Source organism: Holophagales bacterium, assembly GCA_016699405.1.
Taxonomy (GTDB): domain Bacteria; phylum Acidobacteriota; class Thermoanaerobaculia; order Multivoradales; family JAGPDF01; genus JAAYLR01.
On record CP064972.1, the window covers coordinates 4,168,078 to 4,187,007 of the forward strand.

Here is an 18,930-nt window from a genome sequence, read left to right on the forward strand (position 1 = left end):
AGGAGATTCGCTCCATGGCCCACTCTTACGTCTTCACCTCGGAGTCCGTGACCGAGGGGCATCCGGACAAGGTCTGCGACTTCATCGCCGACTCGGTGCTCGACGCCTGCTTCGAGCAGGACGCCAAGAGCCGCGTCGCCTGCGAGGTGCTCGCCAAGAGCCACAACCTGGTGCTCGCCGGCGAGATCACCACCAACGCCCGCCTCGACTACGCCGCGGTGGCCAAGAAGGCGATCGAGGAGATCGGCTACACCGACGCAACCGAGCCGTTCAACCACCAGACGACCTCGATCCTGCTCGCCTTCACGCAGCAGTCGAACGAGATCGCCCAAGGGGTCGACGAAAAGAGCGAGAAGGCCAAGGAGCAGGGCGCCGGCGACCAGGGGATGATGTTCGGCTTCGCCACCGACGAGACGCCGGAGCTCATGCCGCTGCCGATCTCCCTCGCCCACAAGCTGGCGCGCGGCCTCGCCGACGACCGCCGCAGCGGCCAGCACGGCTGGCTGCGACCGGACGGCAAGACGCAGGTGACGGTGCGATACGAGGGGATCCACCCGAAGCGCGTCGAGCGCCTCGTCGTCTCCACCATGCACTCCGCCGACACGCCGCAGGAACGGATCCACGAGTACGTTCGCAAGGTCCTCGCCCCCCGCTGCCTGGGCGACTGGTACCACGACGACATGCAGATCTTCGTCAACCCGACCGGCGCCTTCTCGCACGGCGGGCCCTCGGCCGACGCCGGCGTCACCGGCCGCAAGATCATCGTCGACACCTATGGCGGCATGGGCCGGCACGGCGGCGGCGCCTTCTCCGGCAAGGACCCGTCGAAGGTCGACCGCAGCGGCGCCTACTTCTGCCGCTTCGTCGCGCGCGAAGTCGTGCGGGCCGGCCTCGCCAAGCGCGCCGAGGTGCAGGTGGCCTACGCCATCGGCGTCGCCAATCCGGTCTCGGTCAACGTCAACACCTTCGGCACCGGATCCGAGGAACGCGCCGCCAAGTTCGTCGAGGAGAGCTTCGACTTCCGCCCGCGGGCGATCATCGAACGGCTGGACCTGCTCCGCCCGATCTACCGCCAGACCACCAACTACGGCCACTTCGGTCGGCCCGGCCTCCCCTGGGAAGCCTGAGACCGCACCACGTTCGATCGACGGCTCGGGCGGCCGGCGCCGGATTCACGGCGCGGCCGCCCGTTTCCTTTCTACCGCTCTACCAAGAGCGCCTTGGCGAGCTTGCCCTGCAGGCGACCGATCCCTCGCGCCAGGTGGAGCGCGACGAAGAGATCGAAGGCCGACGCGAACCAGAGCAACGGAACCGTCAGCCAGATCGGCAAGTCGAGGTGGAAGCCCTCGGCATGGATGAAGCTGGGCTGGCCGAGGAACAGCCCGGCGAGCGGCCCGACGAAGAGACCGAGCGTCAGCGTCAGAACGATGGCGAAGAGGGTGAAATAAAGCACGCCGAGCGGCAGCGCCAGGAGCAGGTAGAGGATCGTCGACCAGGTCCGGCGGTCGCGCAGCCAGAACACCACCCGTTCGCGCCAGGTGCCTTCGACCCGTGCCGGCGCCCGTCGCGGCATCCGCTCGCCGAGGAGCGTCTCGACGATCCGTCCCTCGAGCAGCGCGATGCCACGCACCGAGGCGACGAAGAGCAGGAAGAACGGCACGCCGACGATCAGGATCGCCAGTCCCAGCGAGAGGGAGAGCCCGGCCACCGTCCAGGTGAAGTAGACGATGCCCGTGGCGAGCGAAAGGAACATGTAGGCGAGCGCGCCGAAGGCATGCGGGTCGACGAAGACGCCGAAGAGCCGCTCGCGCCAACGCTTCGGCGGGGCGGCCGCGATGGCGGGCACCGCCGGCTCGGGATCCGCCGCCAGCACCGGCGATAAGGCCCGCGGGGAGAGAGCGCGCGCCACCCGCACCTCGTTCTGGCGGTAGGCGTCGGCCACCTCGGCCGGCTCGCCATAGCGGCCAAGCAGCCGGGCGACCAGCTCCGCTTCCGACGGTTCGGTTTCGGCGGCCTTGCGCAGCGCCTCGCGCTCTTCGCGCACGAACTCGTCGACATCCGCCAGCGCGTCCTGCACCATCGCCGGATCGCAGCCGGCGAGCCCGTTGCGGAGCGCCGCGAGGTAGTCTTCGATCGTCGTTAGCGGGTTCATTGCGGCTCCTCCGCGGCGGCCGGGGCCGCCGCCTCATCCCCCGCCCCGAGGGCGAGAACGTTGTCGACCAGGGTCCGTGTCCGCTCCCAGAGCGGGCGCCAGCGCGCCAGCGTGGCGCGGCCAAGGTCGGTGATCGCGTAGTAGCGACGCGGCGGTCCGGCGACCGAAGGCTCGACCGAGCTCCCCGCCAAACCCTGTCCTTCGAGCGCTCGCAGTGCCGGATAGAGCGTTCCCGGCCGCACGATCGGCTCGCCTCCGGTGAGCTCCTCGAGGCGGCGAGCGAGCCCGTAACCGTAAGCCGGCCCGGGCTCCCGCGCCAGCAGCGCGAGCAGCACCAGGGAGACCGCTCCGGCGTTCAGCTCCTTCTGGAGCTTCCGGTCGAGCTCTCCGAGGTCCGCCTCCTCGAGGGTGACCGGGCTTCCGCTAGTGTCCTGGATCATGTAGTTGTCACCTCCCACTAGTCTTGACTTCGTACTACGTGAAGGATGAGAGAAGGTTTCGGGGGAAGGTGCGAAGATCGTTCGGCTCGGAGACCGGCCGCAACCCCCGTTCAAGTCCCCCGGAGCTGACCTGATGCGCCACGCCCCCACCGCCGGAGCCGTGCTCGCCCTGACCGTCGCCTCCCTCGTCGGCGGCTGCGCGCCGGCGCCGCCGCAGACCTCTCCGTCGTTCTATCGGGATGCCCGGCCGTACACCCGCTGGTGGTGGTTCGCCGCCGAAATGGAGCCCGAGGCGATCGCCCGCCAGCTCGACTGGTTCAAGGCGCAGGGGTTCGGCGGCGTCGAGATCGCCTGGGTCTACCCGCTCAACATCCCCCGCTACCAGCGCTTCTACCCCTGGGTGAGCGACGAGCAGCGCTCACGCGTCGAGCCCCGCGCCGCCTGGCTCTCGCCCGAATGGTCCGATCGGGTCGCCTTCGCCAAGCGGTACGCCGACCGCATCGGCCTCGGCTGCGATTTCACCTTCGGCAGCGCCTGGCCGTTCGGCGACAGTCGGGTGACCCCGGAGGACTCGGCCAAGGTCTATGGTGATCCGGCGTTCCAACAGGAGATCGTCATCTCCTGGGAATACCCGCAGACCGGCCGGGTCCTCGACCATCTGAGCCGCCCGGCCTTCGAGCGCTACGCCGCGAGAATGGGTGGCGCGCTCGAGAAGGCAACGCGGACCGGAGCGCCTTCCGGCCTCTTCTGCGACTCCTGGGAGGTCGAAACCCGCAAGATCTGGACCGACGGCCTCGGCGAGGCGTTCGCCCGGCGGTACGGCTACGCAATCGAGCCGTACATGAACGAGATCCTGTCGCCTGGCAACGCCGGCCCGCGCTACGACTACATGAAGCTCGTCTCGGAGACGGTGATCCGCGAGTTCTACGTCCCGTTCACCGAAGCCAGCCACCGCCTCGGCGCCTTCTCGCGCGTCCAGGTCGCCGGCGCCCCGGTCGATCTGATCGCCGCCTATTCGCGCGTCGACGTCCCGGAAACCGAGGCGCTCCTTTTCGAGCCGCCGTTCGCCCGCATCGTCGCGTCGGCGGCGGCGCTCGCCGGCCGGCGCGACGTCACCTCCGAGACCTTCACCTGTGCCTACGGTTTCCCGCGCGTGCACCACAAGGAGGAGCAGACCGCCGACCTCAAGCTGATCGCCGATGCCGTCTTCGCCAACGGCGTCAACCAGATCGTCTGGCACGGTGCGCCGTTCGACCCCCAGGCGCCCGGACACGACAACGAGTTCTACGCCAGCGTGCACGTCGGCCGGCAGGGCGCACTCGCCTCGGAGCTCAAGGCGTTCAACCGCTATCTCGAAACCGTCTCGGGCTACCTCAAACGGGGACGGACCTATGCCGACGTCGCGGTCTACCTGCCCACCGAGGACGCCTGGGTGCGGGGCGAGCTGCCGCAGGAGGAGCAGCTGCCGTGGGGGGCGTGGGGAGCCTACGAGCTCCGCACCGCGCGACCGCCGCGCGAGCTCGACGGCTACCAGCCGCTCTGGGTCGACCGCGAACAGCTCGAGCGGGCGCGGGTCGCGAACGGACGGATCCGCATCGGCGATCTCACCTTCCGACAGCTCTATCTCGACGTGGAGTACCTCGACCGCAACGCGCTCGCGGCGATCGTGCGCCTGGCGAAGGCCGGCGCTCGCGTGACGCTCAAGCGCCACCCGCAGGAGCCCGGGCTCCGCCCCGCCGGCGACTACGCGTCGCTGCTCGCCGAGCTCGCGGCGCAGCCCGGCGTCTCGTCCCGGCTCACGATCTCCGCGCCCCTGGTCGAAGGCGAAGGCCTCCCCGACTTCTGGGCCCGCGACGTCGACGGCGAGCTGCTGATCTTCTTCGCCCAGCCGCTGGCGCAGCACCTGACGCTGCCGCTGCGCTACGGACAGTCGCGGATGACCTCACCGCTCGAGCGCACCGTCCGCATCCGCGCCAACGGCAGGTCGAGCGTCGTCCGGTTGGAATTCCAGCCGTACCAGTCGCTCCTGCTGAAGGTCGACCGCCGAGGAAGGGTCCGCTTCGTCGACATCACCTTCGTACCCAAGTCGCCGCGAAGCGAAGCCGCCGCCGTGTCCCACCCGTAGCCGGTAGCATCGGCACGATGCCCCCGCTCGCCCCCTTGCCGATCGACGAGGCGCTGCCGGCGCTGCTCGCCGCACTCGGCGGTGCACCGAACGCGGTGCTCCGCGCCCCGGCGGGGGCAGGCAAGACGACGCGGGTGCCGCCGGCACTGCTCGAGGCGGGCCTCGTCGAAGGCCGATTGGTGATGCTCGAGCCGCGGCGCATCGCCGCCCGCGCCGCGGCGCGACGGATCGCCGACGAGCGCGGCTGGGAGGTCGGCCGCGAGGTCGGCTACCAGGTGCGTTTCGAACGGCGTGCCGGCCGCGACACCCGGCTGCTCGTCGTCACCGAAGGGATCCTCGTGCAGATGCTGCAAACCGACCCGTTCCTCGACGGGATCGGCGCGCTCGTCTTCGACGAAGTCCACGAGCGGTCGCTGTTCACCGACCTGGCCCTCGCCATAGCGCGGCGAGTGCAATGCGACGCCCGACCCGATCTGCGCCTGCTCGCCATGTCGGCCACGCTCGAGGCCGCACCGCTCGCCGCCTTTCTCGGCGACTGTCCGGTCGTCGAGAGCACCGGCCGGCTCTTTCCGGTCGCCATCGACTACCTCGCACGACCCGACGAGCGACCTCTCGCGGCCCAGGTCGCCGGAGCGGTCCGACGCACCCTCGACGACCTCGACGGCGACCTGCTCGTCTTCCTGCCCGGTGTGGGCGAGATCCGTGCCGCCGAGGAGGCGCTCGCGCCGCTCGCCCTCGAACGGAACCTGGCGCTCGCACCGCTCTTCGGCGACCTTCCGGCCGAGCAGCAGGATGCGGCGCTGCGACCGCAGCGGCGCCGGCGGGTCGTCCTGGCGACCAACGTCGCGGAGAGCTCGGTGACCGTCGACGGGGTGCGGGCAGTCGTCGACTCCGGGCTGGCGCGGACGCTGCGCTACGACGCCGGGGTCGGCCTCGACCGGCTCGAGCTCGGCCGAGTGAGCCGTGCTGCCGCCGACCAGCGTGCCGGACGAGCCGGCCGGCAGGCGGCGGGCCGCTGCCTGCGGCTCTGGACCGAGAACGAACAGCGCGCACTGCTCGCCTTCGAACGACCGGAGATCGCCCGCGTCGATCTCGCCTGGCCGGCGCTCCAGCTCCTCACCTGGGGAGAACGGGACCTCACGAGCTTCGGCTGGCTCGAGCCCCCCGACCCGGCCGCTCTCGCCCGGGCGCTCGACCTTCTCGCCGCCCTCGGGGCACTCGCTGACGGACACGTCACGCCGCTCGGTCGGTCGATCGCCCGCCTGCCCCTGCACCCGCGACTCGCCCGGCTCCTGCTCGCCGGCCGAGCCCGCGGCGCGCTGCACGAGACGGCGATCGCCGCGGCGCTGCTCGCCGAGCGCGACCCGTTCCGCGCGGAACGATCGCCGGGGCGCCGGCCCGATCTCGGCTCCCGGCGCACGGCGAGTCGTTCCGATCTCGTCGACCGGGTCGAAGCGCTCGAGGCCTTCTCCCGCCGGCAGCGGACGAGCGACGAGTTGACGATCCAGGCCGGCGCGGCGCGGCAGGTCCTTCGCGCCGCAGAGCAGCTCGAATCCCTGGCCCGTCGCCAGGCCGACCTCGGTCCCCCCGAGGGGGACCCCTCGAGCAGCCCCGAAGAGGCGCTGCTCACCACGCTCGTCGAGGCCTATCCCGACCGGGTCGCCCGCCGACGCGAGCCCGGGAGTCCGCGGGCGGTGATGGTGGGCGGCCGCGGCCTGCGGCTCGCGCCGACCTCGGCCGTCGTCGAGGAGGAGCTCTTCGTCGCCGTCGACCTCGACGCCGGACGCGAGGGGCCGCAGAGCGAGGCGCTGGTCCGTCTCGCATCGGCCGTACGGCCGGAGTGGCTGCCGGCCGCCCAGCTCTCCGAGCGCGACGAGCTCGAGTTCGACGACCTGCGGGAGCGGGTCACCTGCCGGCGTCGCCGGCGCTTCGCCGACCTGCTCCTCGACGAGCGGGAGGTGCCGGTCCGCGACGCCGAGGCCGCGGCCGAGCTCCTGGCGCGCGCCGCCACCGCCGACCCGCGTCGGGCGCTCGCCGTCACCGATTCCACCGCCGACCTCCTCGTCCGCGTCGCCTGCCTGCGCGAATGGCGGGGCGAGCTCGCCCTGCCCGCCTTCGACGACGCCGCGCTCGCCACACTGCTGCCGGCCCTCTGCACCGGGCGACGCTCCTTCGCCGAGTTGCGGGCGCTCCCCCTGGCGGACATCCTGCTCGGGACGCTCACCCATGCCCAGCGTGAGGCGCTGACACGCGAAGCACCCGAGCGGATCGTCGTGCCGAGCGGCAGCGCCATCCGCCTGCGCTACGAGGTGGGGCGCCCTCCGGTGCTCGCCGCCCGCATCCAGGAGCTCTTCGGCCTCGCCGAGACGCCGCGCGTCGCCGGTGGGCGGGTGCCCGTGCTGCTCCACCTGCTCGCACCGAACTTCCGCCCGCAACAGGTCACCGACGACCTGGCGAGCTTCTGGCGCACGACCTACCGCGAGGTCCGCCGCGAGCTCGCCGGTCGCTATCCGAAACACGCCTGGCCCGACGACCCGCTCGCTGTCGAGCCGCTGCGCGGTGCTCGTCGCCGCTGAGACGACCGCACTACGCCTCGCGCCCGACGCGACGAAGCGCGCAAAAAGAGGCCTTCGCGCCGCTGCGACGACCCTGGCGCCGCATAGAATCCGTACCATCTCTTGGACAGTGCCCGAAGCGGGCAGGAGCGCGACATGTCGACCGATCTCGAGTGTGCTCTGTTGCGGACGAGAAGTGGCTGCGGCGCGGGGCGTCTCGCTCGCCTGACGCTGTTCGCCCTGACCTCCTGGCTCGCCGGAGGCATCGCCGCCGCACAGCCCGGCTCGCCCCCCACGGCGACACCTGCCGCTCCGCCGCATCTCGCCCAGGAGAAGCTCCCAGCCGCCGGTCGCCAGGCAACCGAGCTCGTCGTCGGCGAATTCGGCCGCTATTCGATCCGTCTCGAGAGCAAGCAGGGCGTCGCCCTCCAGCTCGTCGACCGGATGAGCGGTCCCGGTGAGCTCACCGGCGAGACCGGCAAGCGCGACGGCCGCCTCGACCTCTTCCTCGATCGCGGCGCCGTGCGCCTGCTCACCTTCGGTCCGAAGCTCGGTCGCGGGGACGTGCGGATCGCCGTCTCCGGCTTTCGCGAGATCCACGCCCCCGAAGCGCCGCGTCTCCCAGAGCTGCGCCTGGTCACCGACGAGCTCGGCGACCTCGAGCAGGCCTCCTGGTGGATCGAGCTGCCCGAACGCAAACAGGTGGTCCTCGAGGCGGCCGGGCGCTACCTCGCCGACCTGCGCCTCTGGCAGGGCGGCGCCTGGCTCGTCGACGCTCCGCCCGAGCACTCGCAGATCGAGCCGGTTGCCGGCCGCCCGCTGCACCTCTGCCGCCTGACGGCCGACCTCGAGCCCGGCCTCTATCGGCTCGTCGCCTACGGCGGCACGGAGACCGCCTGGGCGCGCGGCGGTCGCGAGAAGCCGCTCCTCCTGCGCTACGGCATCCCACGTCGCGGCGAGGCCGGACGCGAACGGATGAGCGTCGGGCCGTTCGGCTACGAACGCTTCCTGCTGCCCGGCAGCGCGACGCTCGCCCAGCTCGAGCTGCCGGAGGCCGGGAGCGCCACGCTCGAGCTCGCCGACTTCGACCCGGCACGGCCGTTCGAGGCCTGGGGACAGACCGGCGAGATCACCCCCGAGTCCGTGCCGCCGCTCGCGCAGCTCACCCGCGAGTCGACCGACGGCAACGCGCTGCTGACCGTGCGCGGCGCGGTCGGTCAGGCCTACACCCTGCAACACTTCCGCGCCGAACGGCAGGTGGAGCTCACCGGGGACGGCGACTTCTGGGTCGGCACCGTTCATTCCGGAACGGCGACCGACTCGATCGACGCCTCCGCCGTGATCTTCGAACGCGGCGCCAAGCGGACGAGCGCACTCGCCGGCTCGATGCCGGTGCTCTCGTCCAGCCAGGGTTGGGCCCGCCGCTTCAACCTGCTCGCCGAGGCGACGCTCTTCCTGCAGGTCGCCGAGCGCGCCGTGTACGCGCTCGATCTCAACGGCGCGGCGCAAGTGCGCCTCGAGCCGCTGCTGCTCTCCGCGCCGGACGGCTATCAGGTGCCGCCGCTGCGCACCGCGCCGACCACCTGGACGCTCGACAAGGGCCTCTACGTCCTGACCCTCGTGCCGACCGAGGCAGGAATCGTCGACGTCGCCATGCGTCGCAAGGGGTTGCTCGACCCGATGTTCGACTGGGTCGGCCTGCACCAGGAGCCGCCGGCGACGGCGGCGCTCGGCGCGGCGCAGATGACGGCCATCCGGCTGTCCCGCAAGCTCGACTACACCCTGCTGGTCGCCACCCAGCCCGGAGTCGACGTGGGACCGGTCGTGCGCAAGCTGCCGCTCGATCTCACCGAGCCGCTGCCCTTGTCGCTCGTGCCTGGGCAGGAGATCGAGGTGCCATTCCGTGCCACCTCGCGTGGCCGACTCACCGCACCCGCCGAGGACGGCACCGCGCTCGAGGTGGCGGTCGACGGCGCGGCATTCGCCGGCATGGCGACCGTCGAGCCCGGAACCCATCGCGTCCGCGTTCGCTCCCGGGCCACCGACACGCTCGCCGCGTCGCTGGCGCTCGTGTCCGAGGAACAGGCGTCCGACACCCCGATGCCGCGACTCGACCCGGCCGCGCTCGCCGCACTCCCGGCCTTCACCACCCTCACCGAGCCGGCGCCGGCGGCCTTCGACCTGGCGCGCGGCGAGAGCCGCACGATGCTGGTCGAGGCGGCGTCGCCTGCCCTCTACACGCTCGAGACCACCGGACTGCTCGCCACTTCGGGCGCCGTCCGCACACGGGTCCAGCCGCGCCTAGCGAGCGAGGAGAAGAACGGCAGCGGACGCAACGTCTCGCTGCGCTCCTATCTGCGCGAGGGCAGCTATCAGTTCACCGTACGAGCGCTCGGCGAATCGGCGGGGCATCTCGGTGCCCGGCTGCGTCGCGCCGAGGTACGCGAAGGGGGACGGCTCGTCGACGGCATCGCCGCTCGCACCGAGCTTCCGGCCGGCGAGTCGATCGCTTACCGCTTCCGCGTCGATCGCGAGGGCGACTACCACCTCCACGCCGTGCGACTCGGCGGACATCTCGACGTCCGGCTCGAGGACGACCAGGGCTTCCCCCCGGCGGCTCCGGTGATGTCCGGCGACTCGACGGTCCATCTCCTGCCGGGCGACTATCGCCTCTTCGTCCTGCCCCAGGCGGTGCCGACTCGCGCGGTCACGGTCGTCGAGCGCCGGGTCGAGGCGGTCGAACGGAGCGGACACGGCCCGTTCGAGCTCGCCCTGACGCGCGAAGACGGCAACCTCTGGCTCGAACCCGAGCAGGAGTCGTCGCCGCGCGATCCCGACCGCTGGCGCTTCACGCTGCCGGCAACCACCGGCGTGAAGATCTCGCTCGACGCCGAGATGGAAGGCGACCTCCGGCGCCTCGACCGCGCACCGGCGACCGGCGAACGCCTCGCCTTCGTCGCGCCGGGTCGCGGCTTCGCCGGCGAGCTCGCCGCCGGCCGCTACGAGCTCGCGGTTCGTTGCTCGCGACGCAACAGCCAGGTGCGCTACCGGCTGAGCGTCGCTCCGGACGCACTCGTCGACGGTCTCTCGCGCCTGATCACCGCGCCGGCCGTCCTGCCGGTCGCGGTCGGCGAGGAGGGTCTCGTCGAGCTCGCCTCGTTCGGCGGCGCCGACGTGCGCGCCCGCCTGGTCGACGCCAACGACGAGCTCCTGGCGAGCGGCGACGACCGGCCGGGAGACTGGAACTTCGTCGTCGCCCGCAAGCTCGCGCCCGGCAACTACCGCCTGCGCGTCGACCCGGTCGGTTCGGCGACCGCCGACACGACCGTCTCGATGCGCATGCCGCACGAGCGCGACGCCGAGACCTGGAAGCTCCCCGAGCCGCTGAAGATCGACCTCGCCGACGAGGCGGTGCGCATTCCGCTGCGACTCGGCAACGATGCCGACCTGCTGGCAATCGTGGCCGTCGCCGCCGAGCCGCTCGGTCTCGAGCTCGAGCAGCGCCAGTCTGGTGCCTGGCGGCTCCTCTCGAGCGCCGAAGGCACGACGCCGCGCCTGCTCCTGCCACTCGCCTCCGGCAGCCGACCGGAGCTCCGGCTCCGCCTGCGCTCCCTCGACCGTCGACCCGGCAGCGTCCGCCTCGCCGCCTTCGCCGGCCGCGCCCCACGCGCCAACGAGAAGACCCTGGCATCGGGTCTCGACTTGCCGCGCCTTCCCGGACTGCTCCCACCGGTCGCCGCCGCCGCGGTGACGCTCGACCGACCGGGATGCCTCGCCCTGGAGGCCGCACCGGAGGAGCTCCTGCACTCGCGGCGCGCCGGTGAGCCGCTCGCCGCACAGCCGGGCGCCCTCGTCGCCGACGGAACGCTCCTCTGGCTCGCCGCGCCGGCGGAATCCGCGGGTGCGATCCGGGTCACCGCGCGTCGCGCCGCGATCGGCCGCGAGGCGCTTTCGCTGCGGCTCGCCGCCGGCGAGCAGGTGCGCTGCGACCTCGCGCCCTCGAAGGGTCTCTCCTTCGTCGAGGCGCAGGCGCTCGCCGGCGAGCCGCTCGTCGCCGCACCGAGCGACGGTCAGCCGCCGGCGTTCGAGCGCGTCACGCTGACCGGCCGGCACCGGGCGTCCACCCTGGCCCGCTCCGGCAGTCACAGCGTGGTCGCGAGAAACGCCGGCAACACACCGATCGAGCTGCGTCTCACCGCCGTGGCGCTCTCCTCGGCGCCAGCGCGGCCGTCGACTTCGCCCGGCGCCCACGAGCTCCGTCTCGCGGCTCGCAGCCTGCAGACGATCCCGCTCGGCAGTGCGGCGAAGTCGGTCCGTCTTGCGCTCGGCGAGGGCGCGGCGGCCTGGATCGGCAGCGAGAACGCTCCGGAGGCCTTCGGATGGGCGTCCGACGAGACCGGGGAGGTGAGTCTCGCGACGACCGCACCGGCCCTCGTCCTGGTCAACCCGACCGAGGTCGAGATCGCCGCCCGGCTCGACCTGCGCGCGCCCGACCCGGACGACGCGAGCGTCGCGATCGGCCCCGGCGCTCGACTCGAACGGCGATTCCGTCGCGGCGGCGGCCTGCAGCTCCCCGTCCAGGCCGGAAGCGGTGCGGCCCGTCTCCACCTGCGCGGCGCCGAGGCGGTGCTGATCGGCGCCGACGGCTCGGTCGCCCGGGGTCACGAGCTGGCGCTGCCGGCCGGCGGCGGGACACTGCGGATCGAGCATCCGCCCGGACTGATGACGCTCTGGGTCGAGGGCAAGGACCACACCCTCGCCAGCTATGGATTCGCCGCCAGCGCTCCCCAGCAGGCGGCTCCGCCGCTGACCCTGGAGCTCGACGGCGCGGCCCGGCTCGTCGAGCTCCAGGTGGCGACCCCCGCCCTGCTGTCGCTGCGCTCGGCCTCGCCGCTCGCCGTCGCGCTGCTCGACGAGCACGGCGAGGTCCGACGCTTCGTGCCGTTCGAGCGGGAGGTCGCCTTCGATGCGCCTCTGGCTCCCGGCACGACACGTTTCGTCGTCCGGGCGCTCGCCGGCGAGCCGCTCACCGGACGACTCGAGGTCTCGCTCGGCGAGCTCGCGCCGCTCGGCGAAGGGCTCGGTGCGGCGACTCTCCTCGCCCCGGGCGAGGCCCGTGGCTATCGCTTCCAGGTCGAGCGTCAGGGACCTGTCGGTGTCGGCGCCCACGCGGATGCGGGGAACGTCGAGACGGTGGTCTTCGACTCGACGGGGACGCCGCTCGGCCGCGGCGTGGTGCAGTGGCTGGAGCTTTCGCCCGGCCCGTACACGATGGCGCTCGTCGGTCCGGCGGAGGCGAGCCCGGCGCTCGCCCGGCCGGCGCTCGTCGGCATCTCCAAGCCCGGGGAGGGACCGCCGGGCGATGTCGTCCGCAAGCTCCTCGAGCTCGACCGCGGCGGCCCGCCACCGGAGGGTCGTGGGGTGACCGGAGAGGAGGACGTGGCGTTCCCGTTCGGCCGCAACGCCAACCGTGAGATGGAACAGGAACAGGAAGGCGAGACGGACGAGCCGTCCGCAGACGAGTCCGACGAGAGCGGAGGTGACCGATGAACGCCGAGACCTCGATCCACCCCGTTGACCGCGCGAGCGTCGCCGGTCCCTGGCGCGGAGCGACGTCGCGGCGCTCCGCCCGCGTCGCCCTCCTCGCTGCCGCGCTGGTGCTTACCAGCGGCCCGTGGCTCCAGGCCGCCGAATCCCCTGCGACGCCGCCGACGCGCCCGGCCCGTCCTGCGGCGTCCACCGGATCGACCGTCGTCGTGCCGGACCGCTTCCTGCGTCGGTGGGATCCGCTGACGGTCTTCTTCGCCGCCGATCTCGGCCCCTCGTCCGGCGGCCCCGAGGATCATCCCGAGCGCGTCGTGTCGATCACGCCGGCGCAGCCCGGCGCCTTCACCTGGCTCGACGCCCGCACCCTCCAGTTCCAACCCGCCGAGCCGTGGCCGGCGCTCGCCCGCGTCACCGTCAAGGCGGCGGAGGGGACGTTCCGCCTGTCGACGCTGCTGTCGCCGCCGATCGCCTCGCAGCCCAGCGCCGGCGCGGAGGGTCTCGCGCCGGTCGACGAGATCGCGCTGACCTTCTCCGAGCCGCTCCCCGACGAAGCGCTGGCCCGCGCCCTCGCCATCGAGATCCGACCGCTCCCCGGCTTCGGTGAGGGCGGCGCTCGTGCTCTGGCGCGCGACGACTTCGCCGTCAAGCGGCTGGAGCGCGGCAAGCCCTCGGATCCGGCAACCTACGTCCTGTCGCTGCGCCAGCCGATCGCCCTCGGCCAGCGCGTCACCGTGCGCTTCCGGCTCTCGCTCGACGAAGCGCCGGACAAGACCTTCGCCGAGCTCGTCTTCGCCACCGCCGAACCGTTCCGCGCCCTGCGTTTCGGCTGCCGGATCGCCCAACTCCCGGTCGTCCCCGGCGGGGCGCGCTACACCGCCGAGCAGGCTCTCGCCTGTGAGGACGGCGACCCGGCGGTGGTCGTCGACTTCTCCGCCCTGCCGCGCGAGCTCGGTCCCGTGGCGGCACGCAATCTGGTGCGCCTCTCCCCCACCGTGCCGAACCTCGAGGCCAAGCTCTCGGGCAAGCGGCTCGAGCTGCGCGGCGACTTCGCGCGCGAAACCGCCTATCGCGTGTCGCTCGCGCCGACGCCGCTCACCGACGAGCGAGGCCGCAAGCTCGACCTGCAGGGACCCAACGAGCTCACCCTCGCCTTCCCGCGCGCTCCCTCCTATCTCCGATTGGCCTCGGGCTTCGGACTCGCCGAGCGGAACGGCCCGCAGATGATCCCGGTCACCGGGCGCGGGGACGAGCGCGTCGACCTGCGCCTCCACCGCATCGAGCCGCTCGATCGCTCCTTCTGGCCGTTCGGCGACGTGCCCGTCGAGGTGGACGAGGGCGAGCGCCCGCCGGGACCGGGCGAGCGGCCCGAGCCGTGGAAGCGCGCCGACAGCGGTCCGCCGCAGGCCGAGCTGGCGCGGCGCATCGCCGCCCTCGGCTCGCCGCCGATCTCGGCGCTGGTCGACCTGCCGTTGCGTCGCGACGGAGGCACCGCGTCGTTCGGCCTCGACCTCGGGCCGCACCTCGCGCGGCTGGCTGGCGCCGGCGAGCCCGGCACCTATCTCGTCGGCCTGCGCCGCCTCGGCGCCTCGGAGAAGCGCTCCTGGATGCGCTTGCAGGTCTCCGATCTCGCGCTCACCACGCTCGAGGAGCCGCACCGCGTCGTCTTCGCCGTGACCTCGCTCGCCTCGGCGTTGCCGGTGGCCGGAGCCCAGGTGACCGTCGAAGGGACCGAGTGGGCAGGCAGCAAGGCGTCCTGGGTCGAGCTCTTCCGCGGCTCGACGGACGGCACGGGGCAGGTCGTCTGGACCGCCCCGGGACCGATGGAAGGGGGTCGCCGCAGCGTGCGGCGCATCGTCGTCAGTCGCGGCAACGACACTCTGGTGCTCGACCCCGAACAGGCGCCGGACGGCTTCGCCGACAACCGCTGGTCGCGCACCTACGGCGACTGGCTCGCCTGGACGCAGGAGTCGCTCGACGATCGTGGCGCCCACGCGGAGCGGCTCGCGCACCTCTTCACCGAGCGACCGGTCTATCGCCCGGACGAACCGGTCCACGTCAAGGCGTTCCTGCGCACCCGCAGCGAGGGTCACCTCGAGCCGATCGCCGACGAGCTGCAGTTGGTGATCGAAGGACCGGGCGATCTCGTCTGGCGCTATCGCGTCACGCCGAACGCGCTCGGCTCGGTCTACTGGAAGTTCGACGAGAAGGACCTGCCGACCGGCACCTACCGTGCCCACTTCGAGCCGCTCGACGGCGGCGAGGAGGTCTCCGGTGCCGTCGCGTTCCGCAAGGAGGCCTACCGTCTCCCGCGCTTCGAGGTGCGACTCGACGGACCCGATCGCGCACCGCTCGATCGCGAGCTCGACGTCAAGCTCACCGCCACCTACTACGCCGGTGGCCGGGTCGCCGCGCGACCGATCGAATGGCGGGTCACGCAGTTCCCCTACGATTGGTCGCCCAAGACGCGCCCGGGATTCCTCTTCTCGTCCGACTCGCGCTTCTCGCGCGAGAGCCGCTTCGAGTCGACCCCGGCGATCGAGCAGGCAGGGGTGACCGACGAAGACGGCGGCGCCAAGCTGACGATCAATCCGGCGATCGAACCGACCTCGCAGCCTCGCACCTACGTCGTCGAGGCGACGGTGGTCGATGCCGACGACATGACGGTCAGCGCCACGCGCCAGGTCGTCGCGCTTCCGCCGATCCTCCTGGGACTGAAGGTTCCGCGCTACGTCGAACGCGCCGGGACGCTGCGTCCGCAGATCCTCGTGCTCGGTCCGGACGACAAGCCGGTGGCCGGCCAGTCGGTGACGGTACGGCTCTCGCAACGGCGCTGGCACTCCTATCTGCGCGCCTCCGACTTCTCCGACGGCGTGGCGCGCTACATCACCGAAGTGGTCGACGAGAAGCTCTCGGAGTCCGTCGTCACCAGTGGCACGGACGCCCTCGACGTTCCGCTCGAACTGCCCGAGGCCGGCGTCTACGTCGTCGAGCTCGAAGCGCGCGATCGGCTCGGTCGCGCCCAGACGATGGCCGTCGACCTCTTCGCCGGCGGTGGCGAGCCGGTGGCCTGGCCGAAGCCGGCGACCGCCGTCTTCCAGGTCACCCCGGACAAGGCTCGCTACGAGCCCGGCACGACCGCACGACTGGTCCTGCAGAGCCCGTTCCAGAGCGGCGAGGCGCTCTGCGTCGTCGAGGCACCGGACGGCAACCGCTACTCCTGGCTGCCGGTGCGCGGCGGACAGGCGGTCTTCGAGCTCCCGGTCGACGGCAGCTTCACGCCGCGCGTTCCCGTTCACTTCCTGCTGCTGCGTGGACGCCTGCCCGGAAGCGCGCCGGTTCCCGGCAACGCCACCGACCTCGGGCGCCCGGCGACCTTCGGCGCCACCGTCTGGCTCGATGTCGAGCCGACGGCTCATCGGCTCTCCCTCGAGCTCGCCTACCCGGCGCAGGCACGGCCGGCGCAGGAGATCGACGTCGCCATCACCCTGAAGGACCCGGCCGGCAAACCGCTCGCCGGCGAGGTCACGCTCTGGCTCGTCGACCAGGCGGTCCTGGCGCTCGGTCGCGAGCAGCGGCTCGACCCGGTACCGAGCTTCCTCACCGCCGTGACGAGCTACTTCTCGGCTCGCGACACGCGCTCGCTGGTCTTCGGCTACCTGCCGTTCGCCAAGCAGCCCGGCGGCGACGAGGGCGAAGAGAGCAAGTCGCTGCTCGACCGGCAGACGGTGCGCAAGAACTTCCAGCCGGTGCCGTACTACAACCCGGCGATCGCCGTCGGGCCGGACGGCGTCGCCCGCGTCAAAGTGAAGCTCCCCGACGACCTGACCAATTTCATGCTGCGCGCCAAGGCGGTCGCCGGCAACGAGCGCCTCGGCTTCGCCACGGGCAAGATCGAGGTTCGCCAACCGGTCGTCCTGCAACCCTCGCTGCCCCGCTTCGTCCGGCCAGGCGACCTCTTCTCGGCCACCGCCGTCGGCCGCCTGCTCGAAGGGGCCGCCGGCGCCGGACGTGCCGAGGCGCGACTCGAAGGGCTCGAACCGCGAGGGGAGACGCACGCGACCTTCGAGTGGACGGCCAATCGCCCGACACGGCTCGACTTCCCGGTCTCCGTGCCCACACCCGGCTACGACGCCGAGGGCCGGCTGACGCGACGCGAGGTGGTCGTGCGCATGGGTGCCGAACGGACGAGCGATAACGCCGGCGATGCCTTCGAGGTCCGCCTGCCGATCCGCGACGACCGCGATCGCGTCGTCCTGCGCGCCCTCGGCGAGCTCAAGGCGGGCGAGGCGTGGAAGCTCCCGGAGCCCACAGAAGCGACGCGACCCGGCTCGCTCAAGCGCAAGCTCCTGGTGTCGAACGACCCGGCGCTCGCCGCCATGTCCGCCGGCCTCGACTTCCTCCTCGCCTACCCCTACGGCTGCACCGAGCAACGGCTCGCCACCACGCGCGCCCAGGTGGCGCTCAAGCGGTTCCGCGAGTTGCTCCATCTCGAGGGAGGAGAGAAGCAGCTCGACCGCGCGGTGGCCGACACGATGGCCTGGCTGCCGCTCGTCCAGCAGCCGAGCGGGCTCCTGTCGTACTGGCCGGGCGGCTCCGCCTCGGTGTCGCTGACCGCGTGGGCCGCCGAGTTCCTCGCCGAAGCGCGCGACGCCGGCTACACGGTCGATGCGGGCGTCGAGGAGCGGGCGCTGCGCGCACTGGCCCAGGCGCTGCGCTCCGACTACTCCGGCTTCCTCGACGGCGAGGCCTGGGCGGAGCGCACCTGGGCGCTACGCGCGCTGGCGCGTTCCGGCAAGTTCGACCCGGCCTACGGCAACGAGCTCGCGCGACGCGCCCAGATGCTCGACCTCGAGAACGTGGCGAGCGTGCTCACCGCGTTCGACCGCGCCGGCAAGGGCGACTCGCCGGCGCTGCCGCCGCTCGAAGAGACGTTGTGGAAGGGGTTCGTCGTGCGGCTCTGGCAGGGTCGGGAGACCTACGGCGGGCTGCAGACCGGCCGGCGCGCCGCAAGCTCGCTCATCCTTCCTTCGGAGACCCGGACGATCGCCGAGATGACGCGCGCGCTCGTTCCGCGTGCTTCCGGAGCCGAAGAGGAGAAGCGGCTGGCCATCCTCAGCGACGCCCTCGTCGCGCTCGGGCGCGGCGATGGCTGGGGCTCGACCAACGCCAACGCCGCGGCGATCCTCGCCCTCTCCGAGCTCCTCGCGCACGGACGGCCCGGCGCACCGGAGGCGAGCGCGACACTGCGCACCGTCGACGGCGAGCGGCACCTCGCGCTTTCCGAGCGCGAGCCGACCGCCTACTGGACGTCGACGCGGCCGGGAGCCGCCGAGCTGATGCTCGCCGCGACAGGAGCCGGCAAGGTCCTGGCGCGCGCCGAGGCGAGCTACCTGCCCGCCGCCGACGGGAGCCAGGCGGCGGCACGGCGGGACGGCTTCGTGGTCACCCGCGAGCAGCTGGTGCTGCGCGGCGAAGCGGCCCCGGGCAGCGCGATCGTGCCGGAGCGGATCGCTCTCGACCAGCCGGGCAAGAGCGTGGCACTCACCGTCGGCGAGGTGGTCGAAGAGCACGTGCAGGTCGTCAACCCGCAGGACCGCACCTACGTCGCCGTGGCCGTGCCGCTCGCCGCGGGGTTCGAGCCGCTCAACCCGAACCTCGAGACGGCACCGCCGGAGGCCAAGCCCGCGGGCCAGCTCACCTTGGCGCCGACCTACGCCTCGTACCTCGACGACCAGGTGACCTGGTACTTCGACTCGCTGCCGAAGGGCACCTACGACTTCTACTTCCGCGTTCGTGCCCAGATCCCCGGCAGCTTCATCCAGCCGCCGGCCAAGGCCGAGGCGATGTACGACGCCAGCCAGATCGGCACCAGCCCCGGCGCGCGGGTGGAAGTGAGGCCGAAGCCGTAGCGAGCGGCTGGACGAGGGGCGTCGCTCGCGCGGGGCCTCTCGTCCAGCACCGCCGTCGCCGTGTCGCAAATGACTGACGTAGCTCCACTTGCCAAGTCCCTGGCACCTTTCTTGGCGGGCTGAGGTCGACGCTCGCGGTCACCTCCCGTCCCGTTCTCCAGCAACCCGGCCGATGCCGGTCACCTGGCGGAAGATCGCCAAG

The 18,930-nt window shown here is 72.3% G+C and carries 7 protein-coding genes; 5 read left to right on the forward strand and 2 right to left on the reverse strand.

The genetic code is table 11. The features are described from left to right. Nucleotides 1-14: 14 nt before the first annotated feature. Nucleotides 15-1,127 (forward strand): methionine adenosyltransferase, encoded by a 1,113-nt coding sequence (locus tag IPJ17_17220; GenBank protein ID QQR73202.1) that lies wholly within the window; start codon nucleotides 15-17, stop codon nucleotides 1,125-1,127. A gap of 71 nt (nucleotides 1,128-1,198) precedes the next feature. Here IPJ17_17220 and IPJ17_17225 read toward each other — a convergent pair whose 3' ends face one another. Together IPJ17_17225 and IPJ17_17230 are read right to left on the reverse strand one after the other, a co-directional pair. Further along, nucleotides 1,199-2,152, reverse strand: a complete 954-nt coding sequence (locus tag IPJ17_17225) for a sensor domain-containing protein (GenBank protein QQR73203.1) — start codon at nucleotides 2,150-2,152, stop codon at nucleotides 1,199-1,201. Beyond that, complete coding sequence (locus tag IPJ17_17230) at nucleotides 2,149-2,592, reverse strand: PadR family transcriptional regulator (protein QQR73204.1); 444 nt, start codon at nucleotides 2,590-2,592, stop codon at nucleotides 2,149-2,151. The genes IPJ17_17225 and IPJ17_17230 overlap by 4 nt, the downstream gene beginning before the upstream one ends. Nucleotides 2,593-2,725: 133 nt before the next feature. Between IPJ17_17230 and IPJ17_17235 the strand changes: the two genes are divergently transcribed. The 4 genes from IPJ17_17235 (at nucleotide 2,726) to IPJ17_17250 (ending at nucleotide 18,728) form a co-directional block, all read left to right on the forward strand. After that, nucleotides 2,726-4,717, forward strand: a complete 1,992-nt coding sequence (locus IPJ17_17235) for a hypothetical protein (protein ID QQR73205.1) — start codon at nucleotides 2,726-2,728, stop codon at nucleotides 4,715-4,717. A gap of 17 nt (nucleotides 4,718-4,734) precedes the next feature. Then, nucleotides 4,735-7,293 carry an ATP-dependent helicase HrpB gene (gene hrpB / locus IPJ17_17240; GenBank protein ID QQR73206.1) on the forward strand — a complete coding sequence of 853 codons (2,559 nt, stop codon included), beginning with the start codon at nucleotides 4,735-4,737 and terminating at the stop codon, nucleotides 7,291-7,293. A gap of 135 nt (nucleotides 7,294-7,428) precedes the next feature. Next, on the forward strand, nucleotides 7,429-12,822 hold the full coding sequence (locus IPJ17_17245) for a hypothetical protein (protein ID QQR73207.1): 5,394 nt from the start codon (nucleotides 7,429-7,431) through the stop codon (nucleotides 12,820-12,822). Then, nucleotides 12,819-18,728, forward strand: a complete 5,910-nt coding sequence (locus IPJ17_17250; GenBank protein QQR73208.1) for an alpha-2-macroglobulin — start codon at nucleotides 12,819-12,821, stop codon at nucleotides 18,726-18,728. The genes IPJ17_17245 and IPJ17_17250 overlap by 4 nt, the downstream gene beginning before the upstream one ends. Nucleotides 18,729-18,930 lie beyond the last annotated feature (202 nt).

Excerpts from the sequence above, each read along its gene's own strand:
- IPJ17_17220 (QQR73202.1), top strand. The coding sequence starts at position 15 with ATGGCCCACTCTTACGTCTTCACCTCGGAGTCCGTGACCGAGGGGCAT.
- IPJ17_17225 (QQR73203.1), bottom strand. The coding sequence starts at position 2,152 with ATGAACCCGCTAACGACGATCGAAGACTACCTCGCGGCGCTCCGCAAC.
- IPJ17_17230 (QQR73204.1), bottom strand. The coding sequence starts at position 2,592 with ATGATCCAGGACACTAGCGGAAGCCCGGTCACCCTCGAGGAGGCGGAC.
- IPJ17_17235 (QQR73205.1), top strand. The coding sequence starts at position 2,726 with ATGCGCCACGCCCCCACCGCCGGAGCCGTGCTCGCCCTGACCGTCGCC.
- hrpB (QQR73206.1), top strand. The coding sequence starts at position 4,735 with ATGCCCCCGCTCGCCCCCTTGCCGATCGACGAGGCGCTGCCGGCGCTG.
- IPJ17_17245 (QQR73207.1), top strand. The coding sequence starts at position 7,429 with ATGTCGACCGATCTCGAGTGTGCTCTGTTGCGGACGAGAAGTGGCTGC.
- IPJ17_17250 (QQR73208.1), top strand. The coding sequence starts at position 12,819 with ATGAACGCCGAGACCTCGATCCACCCCGTTGACCGCGCGAGCGTCGCC.